This is a genomic window from Ruegeria sp. CDSC079 (assembly GCF_059610505.1).
In genome coordinates this window covers 124,735-143,547 of the sequence record NZ_JBXWNT010000007.1, presented here as the reverse complement: position 1 = coordinate 143,547, position 18,813 = coordinate 124,735, and the positions used below count along the sequence as shown (strand labels likewise).

The 18,813-nt window shown below is 54.4% G+C and carries 15 protein-coding genes; 10 read left to right on the top strand and 5 right to left on the bottom strand.

Features of this window, described 5'->3' with window-relative positions; genetic code table 11:
• The first annotated feature begins 41 nt into the window (after window positions 1-41).
• From AC2FIC_RS14930 to AC2FIC_RS14905, 6 genes are read left to right on the top strand one after another with little or no spacing between them, the layout of a single operon-like run.
• A complete protein-coding gene (locus tag AC2FIC_RS14930; protein WP_496692118.1) occupies window positions 42-1,301 on the top strand; it encodes an ABC transporter substrate-binding protein in 1,260 nt (419 codons plus the stop codon).
• Entirely contained in the window at window positions 1,283-2,233 is a 951-nt protein-coding gene (locus AC2FIC_RS14925; RefSeq protein WP_496692119.1) for a carbohydrate ABC transporter permease, read from the top strand. The genes AC2FIC_RS14930 and AC2FIC_RS14925 overlap by 19 nt, the downstream gene beginning before the upstream one ends.
• A gap of 10 nt (window positions 2,234-2,243) precedes the next feature.
• Entirely contained in the window at window positions 2,244-3,086 is an 843-nt protein-coding gene (locus tag AC2FIC_RS14920) for a carbohydrate ABC transporter permease (protein WP_496692120.1), read from the top strand.
• 11 nt (window positions 3,087-3,097) lie between these two features.
• Window positions 3,098-4,165 carry an ABC transporter ATP-binding protein gene (locus tag AC2FIC_RS14915; protein ID WP_496692121.1) on the top strand — a complete coding sequence of 356 codons (1,068 nt, stop codon included), beginning with the start codon at window positions 3,098-3,100 and terminating at the stop codon, window positions 4,163-4,165.
• Between the two features lies 1 nt (window position 4,166).
• Window positions 4,167-6,554 carry a thiamine pyrophosphate-binding protein gene (locus AC2FIC_RS14910; protein ID WP_496692214.1) on the top strand — a complete coding sequence of 796 codons (2,388 nt, stop codon included), beginning with the start codon at window positions 4,167-4,169 and terminating at the stop codon, window positions 6,552-6,554.
• Window positions 6,555-6,557: 3 nt separating this feature from the next.
• Window positions 6,558-7,787 carry an AGE family epimerase/isomerase gene (locus AC2FIC_RS14905; protein WP_496692122.1) on the top strand — a complete coding sequence of 410 codons (1,230 nt, stop codon included), beginning with the start codon at window positions 6,558-6,560 and terminating at the stop codon, window positions 7,785-7,787.
• Between the two features lie 201 nt (window positions 7,788-7,988).
• On the opposite strand, the gene AC2FIC_RS14900 is transcribed toward AC2FIC_RS14905, so the two are convergent.
• The 4 genes from AC2FIC_RS14900 to AC2FIC_RS14885 form a co-directional block, all read right to left on the bottom strand.
• A complete protein-coding gene (locus AC2FIC_RS14900; RefSeq protein ID WP_496692123.1) occupies window positions 7,989-8,642 on the bottom strand; it encodes a hypothetical protein in 654 nt (217 codons plus the stop codon).
• A gap of 1 nt (window position 8,643) precedes the next feature.
• On the bottom strand, window positions 8,644-9,351 hold the full coding sequence (locus AC2FIC_RS14895) for a hypothetical protein (protein WP_496870188.1): 708 nt from the start codon (window positions 9,349-9,351) through the stop codon (window positions 8,644-8,646).
• Window positions 9,352-9,461: 110 nt separating this feature from the next.
• Window positions 9,462-10,613 carry a helix-turn-helix transcriptional regulator gene (locus tag AC2FIC_RS14890; protein ID WP_496692125.1) on the bottom strand — a complete coding sequence of 384 codons (1,152 nt, stop codon included), beginning with the start codon at window positions 10,611-10,613 and terminating at the stop codon, window positions 9,462-9,464.
• 1,123 nt (window positions 10,614-11,736) lie between these two features.
• Window positions 11,737-12,768: a helix-turn-helix transcriptional regulator gene (locus tag AC2FIC_RS14885; RefSeq protein ID WP_496692126.1), complete on the bottom strand. Its 1,032-nt coding sequence runs from the start codon at window positions 12,766-12,768 to the stop codon at window positions 11,737-11,739.
• 167 nt (window positions 12,769-12,935) lie between these two features.
• Here AC2FIC_RS14885 and AC2FIC_RS14880 point away from each other — a divergent pair, with 167 nt between their 5' ends.
• Window positions 12,936-13,760, top strand: a complete 825-nt coding sequence (locus AC2FIC_RS14880) for a sterol desaturase family protein (protein ID WP_496692127.1) — start codon at window positions 12,936-12,938, stop codon at window positions 13,758-13,760.
• A gap of 23 nt (window positions 13,761-13,783) precedes the next feature.
• Window positions 13,784-14,434 carry a class I SAM-dependent methyltransferase gene (locus AC2FIC_RS14875; RefSeq protein ID WP_496692128.1) on the top strand — a complete coding sequence of 217 codons (651 nt, stop codon included), beginning with the start codon at window positions 13,784-13,786 and terminating at the stop codon, window positions 14,432-14,434.
• Window positions 14,435-14,758: 324 nt separating this feature from the next.
• Here AC2FIC_RS14875 and AC2FIC_RS14870 read toward each other — a convergent pair whose 3' ends face one another.
• Window positions 14,759-15,997 carry a class I SAM-dependent methyltransferase gene (locus AC2FIC_RS14870; RefSeq protein WP_496692129.1) on the bottom strand — a complete coding sequence of 413 codons (1,239 nt, stop codon included), beginning with the start codon at window positions 15,995-15,997 and terminating at the stop codon, window positions 14,759-14,761.
• Between the two features lie 558 nt (window positions 15,998-16,555).
• On the opposite strand from AC2FIC_RS14870, the gene AC2FIC_RS14865 reads away from it, so the two are divergent.
• A complete protein-coding gene (locus tag AC2FIC_RS14865) occupies window positions 16,556-16,807 on the top strand; it encodes a hypothetical protein (RefSeq protein ID WP_496690092.1) in 252 nt (83 codons plus the stop codon).
• Window positions 16,808-17,115: 308 nt separating this feature from the next.
• Complete coding sequence (gene groL, locus AC2FIC_RS14860) at window positions 17,116-18,738, top strand: chaperonin GroEL (RefSeq protein ID WP_496692130.1); 1,623 nt, start codon at window positions 17,116-17,118, stop codon at window positions 18,736-18,738.
• Window positions 18,739-18,813: the final 75 nt, after the last annotated feature.

The following is an 18,813-nucleotide window of genomic DNA, read 5'->3' as shown; positions in this document are numbered from 1 at the left end:
ATGCGCCGCCGCGCAGAAATCAAAACCAACTGGAGGAAAACATGAAAAAACTATTAGCAGGAATGACAGCCGCTGCCGTTCTGATGGGCTCGGCCTCGTATGCCGAAACCACACTTAAACTGGTTGAGGTGATCACCAGCCCCGAGCGTACCGAGGTGCTTCAGGGGATTGTCAATGAGTTTGAGGCCAATAATCCTGACGTCACGGTTGAGATCGTCTCGCTGCCATGGGGCAGCGCATTTGAAAAACTGGCTACAATGGTGGCGGGCGGTGACATCCCGGATGTGGTTGAAATGCCCGACACATGGCAAGCGCTCTATGCAGGATCCAACCAACTGGTCAGCCTCAAAGACCATGTAGCCGGATGGGACCATGGGGCAACACTGACCGACAAGACCGTCGCGATGGGCAGTCAGGCGGGCGATCTTTATATGATCCCATACGGTTTCTACCTGCGGGCAATGTTCTACAACAAGAAACTGCTGGCCGAAGCGGGTGTTGACACCCCTCCATCCACGATGGAAGAGTTCAAGGCAGCCTCGGCTGCGGTATCCGAGCTTGATGGCAAATACGGGTATTGTTTGCGCGGTGGTCCCGGCGGCACCAATGGTTGGATCATGTTCGCCGCAGCGATGAACGGCACCAACGAGTTCTTCACCGAAGACGGCGTCAGCCGCATCAACGAGCCCGGCTCGGTCGAGGGCATCCAGTTCATGATCGACATGTATCAGAACGGATATGCACCTAAAGACAGCGTCAGCTGGGGCTTCAACGAAATCGTGGCCGGTTTTTATTCCGACACCTGTGCATTCCTTGACCAGGATCCCGATGCGCTGATCGCGATCGCCGAACGGATGCCGGCAGAGGACTTTGCGGTCATTCCAATGCCGGTTGGGCCTTCAGGCAAAGCCTTCCCAACCATTGGCTTCGCGGGTTGGTCGATTTTCAATGCAACCGAGCATGAAGAAGAAGCCTTTGATCTGGTCGCAGCCCTGTCCTCGCCAGAGGCCAATGCTACATGGGCCAAAAGGGTAGGCGTTATTCCAATCCACAAAGGTGCCGATCAGGATCCGCACTTCCAGACCGACCAGTTCAAAGGTTGGTTCGAGGAACTGAATGGTGAACAATACGTGCCGACCACAATGCCAACCAACCTTGAGCAGTGGGGTTATTTTGGCAGCACGCTTCTGCTGGAAACCAGCCAGGAAGCTTTGCTGGGTCAGCGCAGCGCGCAGGATGTCGCGGATGAGTGGGCTGAGTTTCTCACCGACGAGCACGCTAAATGGAAGGCAAACCAGTGATTGCTCGCGCTCAAAAAACTGTCAGGCCCGGGGAAACCCGGGCACGACGCTCGCTTTACCTGCAATACATGGTCGAGCCGTTCTTCTATCTGTCACCCGCGATCCTTCTGATCGGTGCGGTGATCATGATCCCGCTGATCATTGGGATCTCCTACTCGTTCCAATCTATCGAGTTGTTGAAGCCTTTTGCCTCCGGCTGGATCGGGTTCGAAAACTATGTCGATCTCTGGAGCGACCGTAAGTTTTGGATTGCGATGGAGAACACGCTGTTTTGGACTTTCTGGTCGATTACGTTCCAATTCCTGCTTGGCCTTGGCCTTGCGATGCTTCTGAACACACAGTTCTTTGGCAAAAAGCTGTATCAGGCCCTCGTTTTCCTACCATGGGCCGTCCCGACATTTCTGTCGGCCCTGACTTGGGCGTGGCTGTTCAACCCTGTCATCGGTCCGTTGCCGCATTGGCTGGCCGCGCTTGGCATTCTGTCGGAGCCCTACAATATTCTCGGCGATCCCGAGCTTGCCATGTGGGGCCCGATCACTGCTAATATCTGGTTCGGCGTGCCGTTTTTTGCCATCACGCTGCTGGCAGCTTTGCAATCGATACCCGGTGAACTCTACGAAGCAGCAGATGTGGATGGCGCGACACCATGGCAGACCTTCACCAAGATTACATTGCCATTCCTTGCGCCGATGATCGCGATCACGGTTATGCTGCGGACGATCTGGATCGCAAACTTTGCTGACCTGATATTCGTGATGACTGGCGGTGGTCCCGCCAACTCGACGCAAATTCTGTCGACCTACATATTCACCACGGCCTTCCGCAAACTGGATTTTGGCTATGCGTCCACCATTGCCGTGGCACTCCTGGTGATCCTTCTGATCTACGCCGTTATCCTGCTCTGGCTTCGCAAGAAGCTGGTCAAGATTTGAGGAGTTGGCCATGTCAGCCGTCAAGAACCCCAACCCCGCTTTGATCATGGGAAAATACGCGGCGCTTGCGTTCTATCTGATCTTTGCGCTGTTCCCGCTTTATTGGTTGCTCAAGATCGGATTGACGCCGGATGCGCTGATCTATTCCGAAGGCACCAGGCTGTTTCCGAGCGAGATCACGTTCTCGAACTTCACGACGGTCATTTTCCAGACTGATTTTGTGGCCTACTTTCGAAACTCACTGGTTGTATCCCTCGGGGCAGCCTTCTTTACCACTCTGTTCGCAGCCGGGGCGGGGTATGCCTTCTCGCGCTTCGTATTTGCGGGCAAACGGATCATCATTGCATTGATGCTGGTCACCCAGATGTTCCCGCTGCTGATGATCATTGCACCGATCTACAAGATCGTCGCTGAACTGGGACTGTTGAATTCGCTGACAAGCCTGATCGTCGTCTACACCGCCTTCAATATTCCTTTTGCAACATTCCTGATGCAGTCATTCTTTGACGGCATACCGAAGGACTTGGAAGACGCGGCGATGATGGATGGCTGTTCGCGGTTTCAGGCGCTGTGCAAAGTGGTGTTTCCACTGACATTGCCCGGTCTCGGGGCGACGCTTGGATTTGTCTTTACAGCAGCATGGTCAGAGTTGCTGTTTGCGCTGATGCTGATTTCGAAGAACGACGCAATGACCTTCCCGGTAGGCTTGTTGACGTTTGTTTCCAAGTTCTCGGTCGATTGGGGGCAAATGATGGCGGCCGGAGTACTGGCGCTGATCCCAAGCTGTCTCTTCTTCATCTTCATTCAACGTTATCTCGTGCAGGGCCTCACGTCCGGCGCAGTTAAAGGATAGGAGGCCAGATCATGGCACGTATCGAACTTCGTGACGTTGCAAAACGCTATGGATCCGTTGAGGTCTTGCGCAACATCGACCTTGAAATCCAAGATGGTGAGTTCATCGTTCTGGTGGGGCCGTCGGGTTGTGGCAAGTCTACTCTACTGCGCATGGTGGCGGGGCTTGAGCCGATATCAAGCGGTGAGTTTCTAATCGATGGCGAGCGTATGAACGACGTGCGCCCAAGGGATCGAGACATTGCAATGGTGTTCCAATCCTATGCGCTTTACCCGCATATGGATGTGGCGCGGAACATGGGGTTTTCGATGGAAATCCGCAAAGACCCGGTGGCGGAACGTAAGTCCAAAGTTGCACAGGCGGCAGAGACACTGGGTCTAACCACCCTGACGGATCGTTTGCCCAAAGCTCTATCTGGTGGTCAACGCCAGCGGGTCGCCATGGGTCGTGCCATTATCCGCGACCCGCGTGCCTTCCTGTTCGACGAGCCTCTGTCAAATCTCGACGCTGCACTGCGTGTTGAAATGCGGCTGGAGATTGCACGCCTGCACCAACAACTCAGTGCAACGATGATCTACGTGACTCACGATCAAGTCGAGGCTCTGACACTGGCGGACCGGATCGTTGTTCTTAACGGCGGGGATATCCAGCAGGTCGGCAGCCCTTTAGAGCTCTATGAACGTCCGGCCAATAAATTTGTTGCCCAGTTCATTGGCTCGCCCACCATGAATGTTGTGCCCGTCGTCGGAACTGAAACGGGCGTGACCGCCGGGAATGGAACTGAAATCAAACTACAGGATGAGCTGCTTACGGCGCAAGCGAAAGAACTGGGCGTAAGGCCTGAGCATATCGATGTCGTGGACAACGGCTCCGGTGATCTTTCGGCCGTGGCTGATGTTGTTGAACATTTGGGGTCGGACACGAACATCTACGTCAACGTCGAGGGCATTGGATCAATGATGGTGCGCAAGCATGGCAATATTCCAGTAAAATCTGGCGAACGGCTTGGGCTGCGCATTCAGACAGAGAACGCGCATCTGTTCGCCAAAGATGGCACAGCTTTGCGACGGGTCGCCTGAGATGATGAACGAATTGGAGGTTCGGGCAGCGCTCGAGAAGAAGACGCTCTGGCTTTCATCGTGGATGATCCACAACGCCAACAACATCCGCGCCAAAGGCAGGATCAAGGTGGGTGGCCATCAGGCGTCTTCGGCCTCGATGAATGCGATCCTGAACGCGCTTTATTTTGATGTTCTTCGTCCCGAGGACCGCGTCGCTGTCAAACCACACGCGAGCCCGGTCTTTCATGCGATTCAGTACCTTCTTGGAAACCAGAGCCTGCAGCAGTTGCAGGATTTCCGCGGCTTTGGAGGGGCACAGCCCTATCCATCTCGCACCAAAGACTTGGATGATGTCGATTTCTCGACTGGGTCCGTTGGGATGGGTGTTGCGATGACGGCTTTTGCCAGCTTGACGCAGGACTACCTGGCCGGTCACGGATGGCTCAACCAGCCCAAAGGCCGAATGATTGCGTTGGTTGGCGATGCTGAGCTGGACGAAGGCAATATCTATGAGGCGCTTCTCGAAGGCGCCAAACACGACCTGCGCAATAGCTGGTGGGTCATAGACTATAACCGACAGTCGCTTGATGGCGTGGTCACCGAAGGTCTGAACGCAAGGTTCCGGGACATATTCCTTGCCTGCGCGTGGGAGGTCATCGAATTGAAATATGGCTCGCTTATGCAGGCCGCCTTCAAGCGACCAGGCGGTGAGTATTTGCGCGATTGGATAGATCGCTGTGAAAACGCTCTTTATTCGGCTTTGACGTTCAAAGGTGGTGCCGCATGGCGGGCACAGCTGGAGCAGGACTTTGCCGGCACCAACGAGGCGTTGGCGCTGGTGGCGGATCATGATGATGACGCGCTTGCGCAATTGATGGGCAATTTGGCGGGGCATGATGCTGCGCTGATGTCCGAGACGATGAAGGCTATCGATCACGACCGCCCGGTTTGTTTCATCTGCTACACGGTTAAAGGTTATGGGTTGCCACTGGCGGGACACAAGGACAATCACGCCGGGATCATGACGACTGCGCAGATTGAAAGTCTGCGCGATGATTTGGGGATAGATGCGGGCCATGAATGGGAACGCTTTGCTGGCATCGGTGTTGACCAAGAAGACGTTCAGGCGTTTCTGAACAATGTCCCATTCAATGCCAAGGGGCGTCGCCGCCATATCGCTACCCCGATCAAGGTTGATGAAATTGCCCGGCCAAGGGTCAAGGACGTAGTCTCCACTCAGGAAGCGTTCGGGCAGATTTTGTCGGCCATCGCCAGTGAAGCTCCGGCCCTTGCCGAGCGGATTGTCACCACATCACCCGATGTTTCGGTCTCGACCAACCTCGGTCCTTGGATCAACAAGACGGGCCTGTTTGCAAAAGCTGAGCAAAGCGATCTGTTTCGCGATCAGGAAATCCCTTCGACGCAAAAGTGGCGCAGACATTCGGACGGGCGGCACATCGAACTTGGTATCGCTGAAAACAACCTGTTCACGTTTCTGGGCGCACTTGGGTTGTCTCATTCATTGTTTGGCGAGCGGTTGTTTCCAGTCGGAACAGTCTATGACCCGTTTATTTGCCGCGGGCTCGATGCCCTGAACTATGCCTGCTATCAGGATGCGCGTTTCATGTTGGCTGCGACCCCCTCTGGCGTATCGCTTAGCCACGAGGGCGGCGCACACCAATCCATTTCGACTCCTTTGATCGGTATGGCACAGGATGGGCTCGCAACATTCGAGCCTGCTTTTGCGGACGAACTGAACGTGATCATGCGTTGGGGGTTCGAATATATGCAACGGGATGGCGCAGTACCACAGGCTGAACAAAACTGGCTGCGCGACGAAAAGGGTGGATCTGTGTATCTGCGCCTATCCACAGTACCGCACGAACAAATCGGGCGCGAAATGACCGGTGACCTTGTGCAAGGCGTGATTGCGGGCGGGTACTGGATGAGACCCCCAACAGCAACAAGTGCGGTGGTGCTGGCCTACACAGGTGTTGTCGCGCCCGAGGCAATTCAGGCCGCGGGACTACTATCTGATGACGTTCGGGACGTTGCCGTATTGGCTGTGACATCCGCAGATCGGTTGAATGCAGGATGGCAGGCTGCCGAGCGCGCCCGACAACGCGGCGTTGGCACGGCGCTCTCGCACATCGAGCAACTGTTCGCCAAAGTGCCGCGAGACGCTGGGTTGGTCACTGTTGCAGATGGTCATCCAGCAAACCTCAGCTGGCTTGGCGGGGTGCACGGGCACCGCACCAAATCCCTTGGGGTGGAGCATTTTGGACAGGCTGCAACAGTGGAAGACACCTATCATCTGCATGGAATTGACGCGAACGCAATTCTGCACGCGGCGCGAGCGTTGTTGCCAGGGCGCGGCGCACGCTACATTACACCTCTTGCGAGATAAAAGATGAGCAAAGACCAACCTTTGCCTCCTGGTACACAAGCCGAACCGGGGTTTTGGCTTGAGACCACCAATCACCGCAAATGGTTGATGGATGAGGCTATGCGGCAGCTTGAGTTCTTCAGCGCGAGTTGCCGAAAAGAGCCTGGGTACTTCATACTTGGTCATGATGGCAGCCCATTGCCTGGTGAGCCTCAAGAGCTGCACACGACAACGCGTCTGATCCACTCATATGCTTTGGGGCATCTTGCAGGTTTTCGGGGCGCTGAGCGGATTATTGATCACGGCATGGCATATCTCGAAAGCCACCACAAAGATCGGGACCATGGCGGGTATCTCTGGGCGCTGGAGGGTGATCAGATCAAGGATGATCGCAAGCTCGCCTACGGACATGTCTTTGTTCTTCTTGCCTCTGCAAGCGCGAAACTGGCGGGTCACTCGGATGCAGACCGCCTGATGGCGGATGCCCGAGGGGTCTTGGATCAGCATTTCTGGGATGAAGACGCGGGATTGTTCTGCGACGAATGGAATAGGGATTGGACACCTTTTTCAACCTATCGTGGAATGAACGCAAATATGCATGGTGTTGAAGCATTGCTTGCGGCGTATGAGGCGACGGGTGATGAAATATACCTCTCCCGCGCCGGTCGCATTCTGGACTTCTTCATCAACAAGATCGCAGCTGGGGAAAACTGGCGGTTGCCTGAGCATTACACGTCTGAATGGCAGATTGATCATGACTATGCGGGTAACCCGATGTTCAGGCCTGCCGGAACGACTCCTGGTCATTCGTTTGAACTCGGCCGGCTTCAGCTTCAGCATTGGGACTTGTCGGGTCGGCCGGAATCCAATGCGCCCGATTCAGCGCGCCGGTTGATTGAACAGGCATTGAATGATGCCTGGTTACCCGGTGGCGGATTGGCCTACACGCTGGGCTTTGATGGCCAGGCTGCCAACGGCTCCCGGTTTTGGTGGCCGATCACCGAAGCAATTGGAGCAGTCGCCGCGCTGATTACAATGGACAAAATGCCGGAAGACGAGATTTGGTACAGGAAGCTCTGGACCTATGCGAGTGATACGTTTGTGGATCATAAGCATGGCGGTTGGTTTCCAGCGGTAGATGAGAATGGGAACGTCGTGACATCCATCTTTGATGGGAAGCCCGACATTTACCACTCATTGCAGGCCTGCTTCTTCCCTCTTTCTGGACGCCTGTCGCGGATGATGCTTTCTTAGCTGACACGCTTATTTGGAAATCGACCACACAAATTCGTTGAATGTCAGGTTCGTCTACAATTAGATTCTGCAACTGCAGCGAATGGCCGGTCTGGTGAAGCCGCATTGCGGCGGCGGCACTTACGATGAATGTCTCCTTCGGGCCGTTCCCAGCAATCAAATTATTGTTTGCTCTCGAAAGAAGTGTAATGAGCACAAGCGCTAACGCCGGAAGATGACAAATAAGGCATGCCCCACTAGATAGGTAAGCAACAATAGGCTCGCCAAAAAAGCGACCGGTGCAACAACGGGAAGCGCCGTGGCCGACAGAGCAATATCTTCGGCAGTACATCCACCGGCAATTCGCAATACATCACCCGCAAAAAGACGCTCCAATGTGAATCCTTTGGGAAAGTGCCAAGGTGCGAACCAACCTCGGGCGACTTCAATCCATGATCCGCCAACGTTGTGGCATAATACCACTTGGTCGTGGAACACGCGCCATGCATGTCCGAGCGTATAAAGTGGAAACACACCAAAGATAAAACCAGTTGTCAGCGTGACTACACGGCCCAATGGGCTGTTGGGTTCGATATCCATCAAGCGCCCAGGCCAGCGTGCTTCCGCTTGCTCCCTAGCCTCTTTAGCGTGAATTAGGATCAGCCAGAAGGCAACAATCAGCAGAAAAGAAAGAAAGATAATGCCCCAATAGGCCGCTAATGGTTCTGACACGTCGTCCGGTAGTCCAATTTCAATCAGATTGTCGATGGAAAGAAATTTTGGCCATCCCTGGGTCGCCACCATGATGTCCAAGTTAAAAAGAAATGACGCGATCGAGACAGCGAGCCAAATTTTGCGAAGCGTGGTAAGCGGCATTTCAATCTTCTTCCGGTGGGCCGAGGCGACCTTGCACGATCAGAATAAGCCCTATATCCGCCCCATCAAAACTGGCACCTGTTAGACTGAATGGCAACTCGGTATAGGGTGCGGGAAGATCATCGAGTAATAGTGGCTCCGACAAGGCATCACCCAATGCAGAATGTATGTCTTGTCGCAAAGCTGCAGTTACACCTGCCGCATCGCCAGCTAGACGGCAAAAGTCATTCGAAACATTGACCTCGACCCCCTCCGTGGCAATTTCGACAGATCGCGGGAGAACTGTTGGAATAAGTAACGCTCGAACACTTGCGTTGGAGCCCATGCAAGAAAGCCGTAGTAGTACTTTGACCGAGAGGCCATTGCCGCAACATGGGCGCAATTCCAGACCACGAAACCGCGCGTCTCCCTGCAATTCCTGAGTTGCAAGCACCTCAAGCTGTCTCACAAGGTTTTCAAGCGTGATTCTCAGGGTAACATCGTAAGAAGTGACCGTTTCTGACCCAATTTGGGCACCGGCGGGTAGGTCGATTTTGGTGCCCTCGATTTCAAACGGAATTGTGAATTGTGTGCTAATTTGTGCCGAGGCGCCATGTGAAAGAAGAAAGAGAGCTGAGCAGAAGATAATCAATTTCATAACGAAGATTTCCGACTTAACAAAAATTTTTAAGTGCTGATCTAGGGTTGCTGCTTTTCTTACTGCAATCAAGTCCCAGCTTTGATCCTCGATGAAAAATAACTTAACACTGTCTAAGGATACCCGGCCTGCGGAATTGAAGCGGGCCGTTTTTCAGGGGTAGGAATGTCGGGTGAGGATCGTCATTCGACTGGTGGAAGTACTCGGATTACCAACCGGATTAATTCGCTTCGACGGCCGACGCCGGTCTTGCTGAGTATCGAAGCAATCTGGTTTTTTGCTGTTACCGGAGACGTGCTACGTGTCTCGGCAATTTCGGTCAGCGACTTGCCTCGTAAGATCATTCGACACACCTCTGCTTCCGCAGGTGTGTAATTATACAAGGCAACAAAGCGATCCATCTTGATGTATGGAACACGCTCGGGATCAATGATTGTGATCAAAGCGCCCTCTAGCGGGCCATCAAGTTCTGCTTTGCTATCTTTCAGTGGCGCTACATCAACTAATAGTGCTTCTTGGCCAGACGGGCGCTTCAAAGCGATCAGCCACTCGTCTGAATTGCTCTGGCCACGAGCGGTACTGGCTGCCTCTGAAATCGCGCTGCTGAGTTCCGTGCCCTGATCCGGTTCATGACATCGTAGGCGGCCATCTCTCGACTTTGTTAAACCATCTTGGAGCGACAAAATTCGCCTTGCCTCATCGTTCTCGACGATGATGTCTCCTGAAGGTAATGCGATGGCAAGTCCCACTCTTACCCGATCAAGCGCGGTCAGGACCGCAGAGTAACGTGACTTAAGTTGAGCGAATGTGCGTCCAATTTCGACCGCCTTGGTTAAATGCGGTAGCAAGAACCGAGTACCCTCTATAGCTCCCATCGGCACGTTTTTGGCATTTGCCTCGAAAGCAATACTCATGGCGTCAAACCACACCTTGTCGGAATTAAGTCTTACGCCCAACCTTCTTCCAACGTTCAGTTTCTTGCGCAGAAATGCGTAGTCCGCTCGCTTGTCCAATTCAGTCGCCGCTGGCCCAATTTCGGTGTCACATGTAGGTTGGTGTGCAGGTTGATGACTAAGAAATTCCCAATCTGGGTCCTGGAGGCGGCTAAGCCTCAGCCCATAGTAAATTCCCCAAGGACTACGAATAAACTTTAAGTAAGTTGAGTTGAGCATCTGCAAATCATTGGATGCAGGATCGGGCCTCCGGATAAGGAGTGCGATAGCCTTCGCATCGACAGCGACCGCCACTGCATCAAGCGCGCGACGCCAACGCCCCAGATTGACAGCCGCATCGTAAATATCCGTTAGTGCTGCGTATCCTTCAGACTTTAGCATCCTGCTCCTTCACTAGCTGAGGCCTCAGACTTTCATTGCATGATCCATTCGGATCATGCCGGAACGCGACCAGTTTGGCAAAATGGTGTGGTCGGCATGTCACCTGCATGCCTTTCAAATTTAGAGGAAAACTGATGTTACGTAAAAAAAACAAATTTAGAGAGCTGGGATTGTCGAAAAGCTTGACTATGAAACGAGTGGTTATTGGGTTTTTCGCCTTGCTGACCACAAGTTCATATTTGTCGGCAGCAGAGGTCACAATCCGGGGTGAATGCCGGAAAACTAACGACAAAGGATGCACATTTCACGGCTATGTAGGATTTAGCGCTCCTGCTGGACATTACATAGTCCGAGACTCAATATCAGCTGGCGCTGTCGTAAACACAAACAATCGGGGTGGACATAGGCCGCTTTGCTATCAAGGAGAGAAGGACGGTACAATACCGTTTGCGGTTCCAGGCATGGACATAGTCGCAGACCTAACCGTATCCGGAAAAGCAATTCTTCATGTTGAGAGTGGAGGTGGCTATGGCGATATGGGGCAAGTATTTTTTGTTAACTGTAAATACACATTCCAGACAAAACCGATCCCTCGCTAATAAAAAAGTCTTGCTCGGTGTGGGCGCCGCCACCTGCGTCCACACCATTGCGATCGCTCTGAAACATTTAGGCATCGCTCTGGCAATCGACTACCTTCAGTAGTTGGCGTGGCGAATTCATCCATTCGAAAAATATCGCCAAAATTCACTCGTTTACGTGCCGAAGATTCACCAGAGTAGTCGTTAGCGCGCGCAGAGAATTCACCGATTGTCCGCGCTTTCACCGTTCATCTTCGTAAAATGCTGCACGATGCATCAACGACCGCTATGACGTGCGCGTTGCAGCACCTTTGAGCACCGGCCAATGTCGGCTCTGGGCCGTGTGCAGCGTGGGTTCAGGGTCGCTTTGGTTGGGATGCTGCGCTGCCTCCGAGGTCGGCTGTGAGCCCTGAGCTTTGGATGCAGCGATCCTGAAGAAGGTGTGCGAGTTCGGCAGGGTTGCGGTTCGGTTTTCTAGTTCATGCAGGCTCTCCGGGTGCAATATGGCAATTGCGGTGGTCGAGCGTGATCAAGGGCCATCCGCGCTATCTGTTCGATGCAACGCGTGCGTTTCGATATTCGGAAGGGGATTGTCGGTGCCTTTCTCGAAACGCACGGTTGAAAGGTCCGAGGGAGGCGAACCCGACGTCGTAAGCGATGGACAAGACCGGTGTGTCGGCTTGCGTGGGATCGGATAGCACTTCGCAGGCCGCCGCGATCCGGCGTTCATTGATGAATTGGGCAAAGTTGCGATACCTGAGCCCGGTATTGATCGCGCGGCGAACCCTGTGATCAGGCGCATCCACGGCATCGGCGAGTTGCGCAATCGTCAGCCCTTCCTTGCGCCAGATGCCTTCAGCCATCGCCGCCTCGACCCGGAGCAGCACGGCAGCATCGGCGTCTGACAGAGCCGGTTCGGAGCGCGGTCGAGATTTTTCCCCTGTGGGCCAGAGATCGGGCGCTACCCGCGCGCCCCAAATCAGAAAGAGCAGCGTCAGGAACAAAAAGCCCGCAGCATGAAGTGGATAGATAAAACGCGGCAGATCGGCATCGAGCTTCAGCAATTCCACCACCGAGATCCCCAGACCGGTCAAGGCCATGAGCGCCACGAACCCCCTGCGGAAGCGGCGGCGTGTTTCGACCAGATCGCCCGAGGCGGAGGACAAGACGATATAGAGCAACCCGGCATAGAGCAACACGACAAGGATGCCGCGGAGGGTCGTCAAGACCGGCAAGTACGGAGCCAGCCAAGCCGCCGCGATAACGAGGCCCGCCAAGACTCCATGCAGGGGCCGGTAGACCGGGTGGTCGAGAAAGGTTTCGGCTCCGGCCCATATGGCAAAAACCGGAACCATGCCGGCAAGGAGGACGAGACCGGCTTCGGCCCAGGTTCCGGCAAGCCCCAGATTCGGCGACGACACGAGCAAATAGGCGCAAAGACCAATGCACAGGCTCGGCACTGACAAGCCGCGCGCACCCGGCGCGCGGTCGGCCAGAAAGATCAGCGCGCATGCGGCTAATGCGGTTACCGCGCCGCCCCGCAACAAGAGATCCATTCTGACAGCCAAGTCTTCCATGGACAGAGCGAAGCCCAAACCAAAGCAACGGTCAACCAGGGCAGATGCGCCGATTCCGGAAAAGCGGCGCCGATTCCTCAAATCCCGCGGCACATTTCAAATCCGGCGCGCCGCGCAATGCGCCTTCGCCTCATGTGGTCAGGAACACTCGCAACCAGGAGACCATGATGACCGAACAATGTTTTACCAGCCATCTCGCTGAGATATTCTCAGGCGTTCTTGTCGCGGATTTTCTGCGATACGCGGTCGGTGCAGGCGGTGTCTATCTGATCGTGAACTTACTGTTGGCCGTTCGTCTCCGCGCGCGGAAAATCCGGGCCGACGACCCGCCGCAAGGGCAGATCCGTCGCGAAATCCTGGCGAGCCTGCGCACCGTGCTTGTCTTTGCGCTGAATGGCACGCTGATCGTCCTTGGCGCGGAGATGGGGATCATCCCGATCTATACCGATGCCGCCGATTACGGTTGGATCTACCTGATCTTCAGCATTGCGATTCTGATCGTTGTCCACGACACTTGGTTTTACTGGTCCCACCGGTTGTTGCATTATCCGCCATTGTTCCGGCGCTTTCACCGCCTGCATCACCGGTCGCACAACCCGACCCCCTTCACGTCCTACAGTTTCGACCTGGGCGAGGCGGTTGCCAATGCGGTCTACCTGCCGCTGATCCTGCTGATCCTGCCGGCGCATCCGGCGGCAATTCTTGTTTTCGTCATGCACATGATGCTCAGAAACGCGGTCGGGCATTCCGGCTACGAATTCTTTCCGGCCGATCGCGACGGCAAACCGCTTTTTGACTGGATGACGACGGTGACACATCACGATCTGCACCATGCCCATGCCGGGTACAACCTCGGCCTCTATTTCACCTGGTGGGACCGGCTGATGGGCACCGAGTATCCTGACTATCACGAAACCTTCCGCAGGGTTGCCAGACATGACCTGCGGCGGCCAGCTCGCGAACCTCGGCGCATCAAGGAAATCGCCCGGTGAGACCCAATTTTGGAGTGATTGACATGAAGAAGCCCGAATTCATCGCCCGCCAGAGCCGCCGTCCCACGGGCCTGCTCGGTGCAATCGTCGCCCGCATCATGGCCAGAGAAACGCGTCCCGAAAACCTACATGCCCTGCGCCTCCTTGATCTTGTGGTCGGTGACGGCCTGATCGATATCGGCTGCGGTCATGGCGAAACGCTGTTCGAAGCGGATTTGATAGTGCAACTTTCAGGAAGTGCCGGCGTGGACTTTTCCGAAACCATGTTAAGCCGCGCGCGCACCAGGAACCTGGAAGCGGTCCGGGACATGCGCTTGACGTTGCGATGTGCGGACACGGTCGCACTGCCATTTCCAGACCAGCATTTTAGCAAAGCCCTTTCCGTGCATACGATTTACTTCTGGTCGGACCCAGCAGCGCACCTTGCCGAAGCGTTCCGTGTGCTACGAGCAGGCGGGCGGTTCGTTCTGTGTTACCGATCGACGGAAGACAGCCGGGCGGTGAGCGAGTACCCAAACACCGTCTACCGTTTCCCGCAAGTCTGTGAGGTTGAAATGATGCTGTCCCAAATCGGGTTTTCCAGGCTCGAAACACGCACTGAAGACATCTCAGGGCGTTTGACGCATTGGAGCATTGCGATGAAGCCCAAGGCGAAAGGCTGCAAAGCAGGGTAACGCCGACAGGCAAGTCTGAGCATCAAACGGCGCCTCTGTCCCGCAGACTGCGAGTTCGACCCCACCAGAATTTGCGGTTGCAGCGAAAGTCGGCAATGCGGGCTGCCGGTGCAGCATCGATGGACCATGTTCAAGGTCGGCTCAGGGCCGGTGCGCGACAGTCAGGTTTTGTCTGAGAAAGGTGAAGTTGTACTGCCTGTCGATGACCGATCTAAGCCCAAAGCGGAACCCTTTTTTCTCGATGTTTTCACGTTAAGTTCTATTGTTCTCGATGCCCGCACCGGCTCCTTCGCCGTATCTTTGAACAGCTGACTCCCACGACCGTCAACCCGAGTGATTAGACGTTTTGCACAGATAATCCCTGGTTACAGGCACAACCATCTGACCTCGGCTTAACTGAAACTGAAATACAACCAAGCCCTGTTCCGAAAAGGCCATCTCGGATACGATCAGATAGTATCGCCACATTCGCAGAAACCGATCATCGTAGAGGTCTCGGATCGATTTCAGATTGGCCTCGAACTTTTCCTGCCAACATTGAAGCGTTCGCGCGTAGTGGCCGCGCCAGACTTCAACATCTGTGGTCACCAAGTCCTGCTTTTCAATCTCCTTCATGGCTTCGGACATTGATGGTGCATATCCGCCGGGAAAAATGTATTTGTGAATCCATGGTGACGTTCGACCGGGTGGGGTGGATCGACCGATTGTATGCACCAATGCGACGCCATCCGGTTTCAGATTCTCACGCAGCTTGCGAAAGAAAGTTGGATATTGGGGCCGACCAACATGCTCCATCATTCCGACCACAACGATACGGTCAAATTCTTCGTTGACGTCCCGATAGTCGATCAGGCGGAATTCGACCATATTCCCGACACCTGCCGCTTCGGCTCTGCTTTTTGCATATTCCAACTGCACTTTGGACAAGGTCACGCCAACCACCTTCGCTCCATAGTTTCGCGCCAAGGTAATTGACATGCCGCCCCAACCACAGCCGATATCCATCACTGTCATTCCTGGTTCGATTAAGAGCTTCTTGGCTATGTGCGCCTTCTTTGCTTCCTGGGCCTCTTCAATTCTTTGCCCCGGGTCTGAGAAAAAGGCGCAAGTATATTGAAGGTCCTGGTCAAGAAAAAGTTCATAGAGATCAGCGGAAAGGTCATAATGATGTTCGACATTTCTGCGCGCGACATGAACGGGATTATACTGTGCGATACGTCTAAGTGACTTGCGCAGCCCTGTGACCGACGTGCCGTAACGCCCCCCACCATAGTTGTTCGCATTGCGCACAATTAGCGAAACAAAGCCGCGTAAATCGTTTTGCGAAATTGTTAGAGTCTCATCCATATAGGCTTCGCCCAATGCGAGATCGCCGTTCATTACCAATTTGCGCGGAAGCGCTTTGTCGTGGAGGGTTATGGCTGAGCTGGGCCCTTTTCCGCGGCCATAGGTGCTGCAACGCCCATCCGGCCAAGTCACCGCAAGCTCACCTTCCTGGATGATCTTGGTCAAAAGGCGGTCAAGCAATGACACCCACAATGTGACGTCCTCCAATGTTTCCACGAATAGACTACACTCCAAGGCAATCGCACAAGTTGAAGGAGCATGTTTTGTTCGCTTAGTCCGCAGAGCGGACGGTCATGCGCGTAGATTATGGCACATTGAATAGATAGGTTCCCAAATATTCGCCGATGATCGCCGCGCGAGCATAATCGAAAAGGCGCCCTGCGCTGAATTCCTGCCGCATGGACTAAACATATCTGCGTGTTCCGCGCATGTGTGTGTTCGGATCCTTCGCATCCGCACCCGCTAAGCCGGATGGCATCGAAGTCGTCCATATGATCTGAATGAAGCAGTTCTCTAGCGCTACAACTTCGGGCTTTCGGTTGTTTGCTGTGATCGCTGGACAAATGTGTCCAGCATGTCGCTAACTCTGGCCGTTTTAAAAGTTTGCAAACAACCGTTCAGCACCCGAAAGAGCGACGATTGCAGATAGTTTTCGAATGAGAGGCCTGTTTTCGCTTGTTTTTATTGAGTACTCTAAGTGCGACGAAAATTTCATAAGAAAATTCGCCGCGAAGCTGCTTTCAATTAGTCCAACATGCAGAAAATTCTGCAACGATGTTTGAATTCATCGGGCCCAATTCTGATCCTGATGAATTCACGCAACAGGAACCGCCCATGATGTCTGACCCAACAGAGTTTGCAGGAATGGCGGCACTCTCGACCAGCGAGGCACCGTCGCTCTCCTTGAATAATCAAAAAATTGCTTCCGGAACGCCATGTCGCGAGGGTATTACGCGCCGCGGCGACGGCTCACGAAAACGCTCCAACAATAGGATTGGAAACAAAATGCCATCAGGCCGTTGCTGACTTGATTAGCGCGATCATAGTCACCAAAAACACGGTTCGATGTTTGTGACACCGCGCGGTAGTGGTTTGGCTCCCGACCTTTGAAGTGGACCCGAAAAAGAAACCGCCACTGCTCCCGCCCGAATGAAACTCACTCGATCAGCACGCCTCCGTCCAGTGCTGTTCTGCTCGGCAAACCTTAAAAAGGAGTGCTTCGAGGCCATTCACTCGACGTCGCCTTTTCGACGAAGACGAAAAGACCATGGACCAGTCGGTCTTTTCCGACGCTGCAGACCATCATCCAATCCTTGTCTCAGGGAGTTCCCGACATGTCCGCCAAAGACGTCAAATTCAGTGCTGATGCGCGCAACCGAATCCTAACAGGGATCAACATGCTGGCGAACACTGTCAGGATCACTCTTGGTCCCAAAGGTCGTAACGTCATTTTGGACAGATCCTACGGTGCCCCGCGTATCACCAAGGACGGCGTTACAGTTGCCAAAGAATTCGAGCTTCCGGATCACTTTGAAAACATGGGAGCCCAGATGGTGAAGGAAGTCGCGTCCCGCACCAACGAAGAGGCGGGCGATGGCACAACCACTGCTACCGTTCTGGCTCAGGCGATCGTCAAGGAAGGGATGAAGGCCGTTTCCGCTGGCATGAATCCGATGGATCTGAAGCGAGGTATTGAACAAGCCGTCCGGGTCGTCGTTGCAAAGATCAAGGACCTGTCCCGACCGGTTGGCGACAGTGCTGAAATTGCGAAGGTAGGGGCTATCTCCGCCAACGGAGATGTAGCGATTGGCCGTCAGATCGCCCATGCGATGGCTGCGGTCGGCACTGAAGGCGTAATCACGGTTGAAGAGAGCAAGGGATTGGAGACCGAAACCGAAGTGGTCGAAGGTATGAATTTCGATCGCGGTTACCTTAGCCCATATTTCATAACAAATGTGGTCAAGATGAGCGTAGAGCTGGAAGACTGCGTTATCCTGTTCCACGAGAGCAAGTTGTCGTCTCTTGCCGACATGGTGCCGTTGCTCGAAGCAGTCATGGAAGCCGAAAAGCAGCTTCTGGTTCTTGCCGAGGACGTGGAGGGCGATGCGCTGGCCATGCTTGTGGTCAACAAGCTTCGAGGCGGATTGAAAGTAGCCGCCGTGAAGGCGCCTGGGTTTGGGGATAGCCGCAGGGAGATGCTGGAGGATCTCGCGATCCTGACGGGTGGCCAAGTGATCTCGACCGATTTGGGGACCAAGCTTGAAACCGTCACGCTGGGCATGCTCGGTGCCGCAAAAAAAGTCGTCATCTCCAAGGACGATACGACCGTCATTGATGGCGCGGGCGACAAATCAGCAATCTCTTCACGGGTCGCCCGGATTCGCTCCCAAATCGAAGATACGACGTCCGACTACGAACGGGAAAAGCTGCAGAATCGTCTTGCTAAACTGGCAGGCGGGGTCGCCATCATCCGGGTCGGAGGGGCCACGGAGATTGAGGTTACGGAACGCAAAGACCGGGTTGACGACGCGTTGAACGCCACTCGCGCAGCGGTTCAGGAAGGTGTTGTTCCAGGCGGTGGTGTTGCGCTGCTCCATTCAGACAAAGCGCTTGCGACCCTTAAAGGTGCCAACTCCGACCAGGATGCCGGCATCAGGATCGTCCGGCGATCAATCCAGGCACCGCTGCGCCAGATTGTCGAAAATGCCGGCGTGGACGGATCGGTCGTCGCGGCAAAGATCATCGAAAGCGAAAACCCATCCTTCGGGTTCGACGCTCAAACGGAAACTTATGTCGACATGTTGAAAGCGGGGATCATTGACCCCACCAAAGTTGTCCGGGTTGCTCTGGAAGATGCGGCGTCGATTGCAAGCCTTCTGATCACAACCGAGGCGATGGTCGCACAAAAACCCTACAGGTCTGGAACTGCGTCAGATTTGGGATTCTTGAGGGCGTGACGCAGGTCTTTTGACCCAACTACGGGACCACCACAATGCAGTCGGTTGGTCTGTGACATGCAAACGTATTGAGAG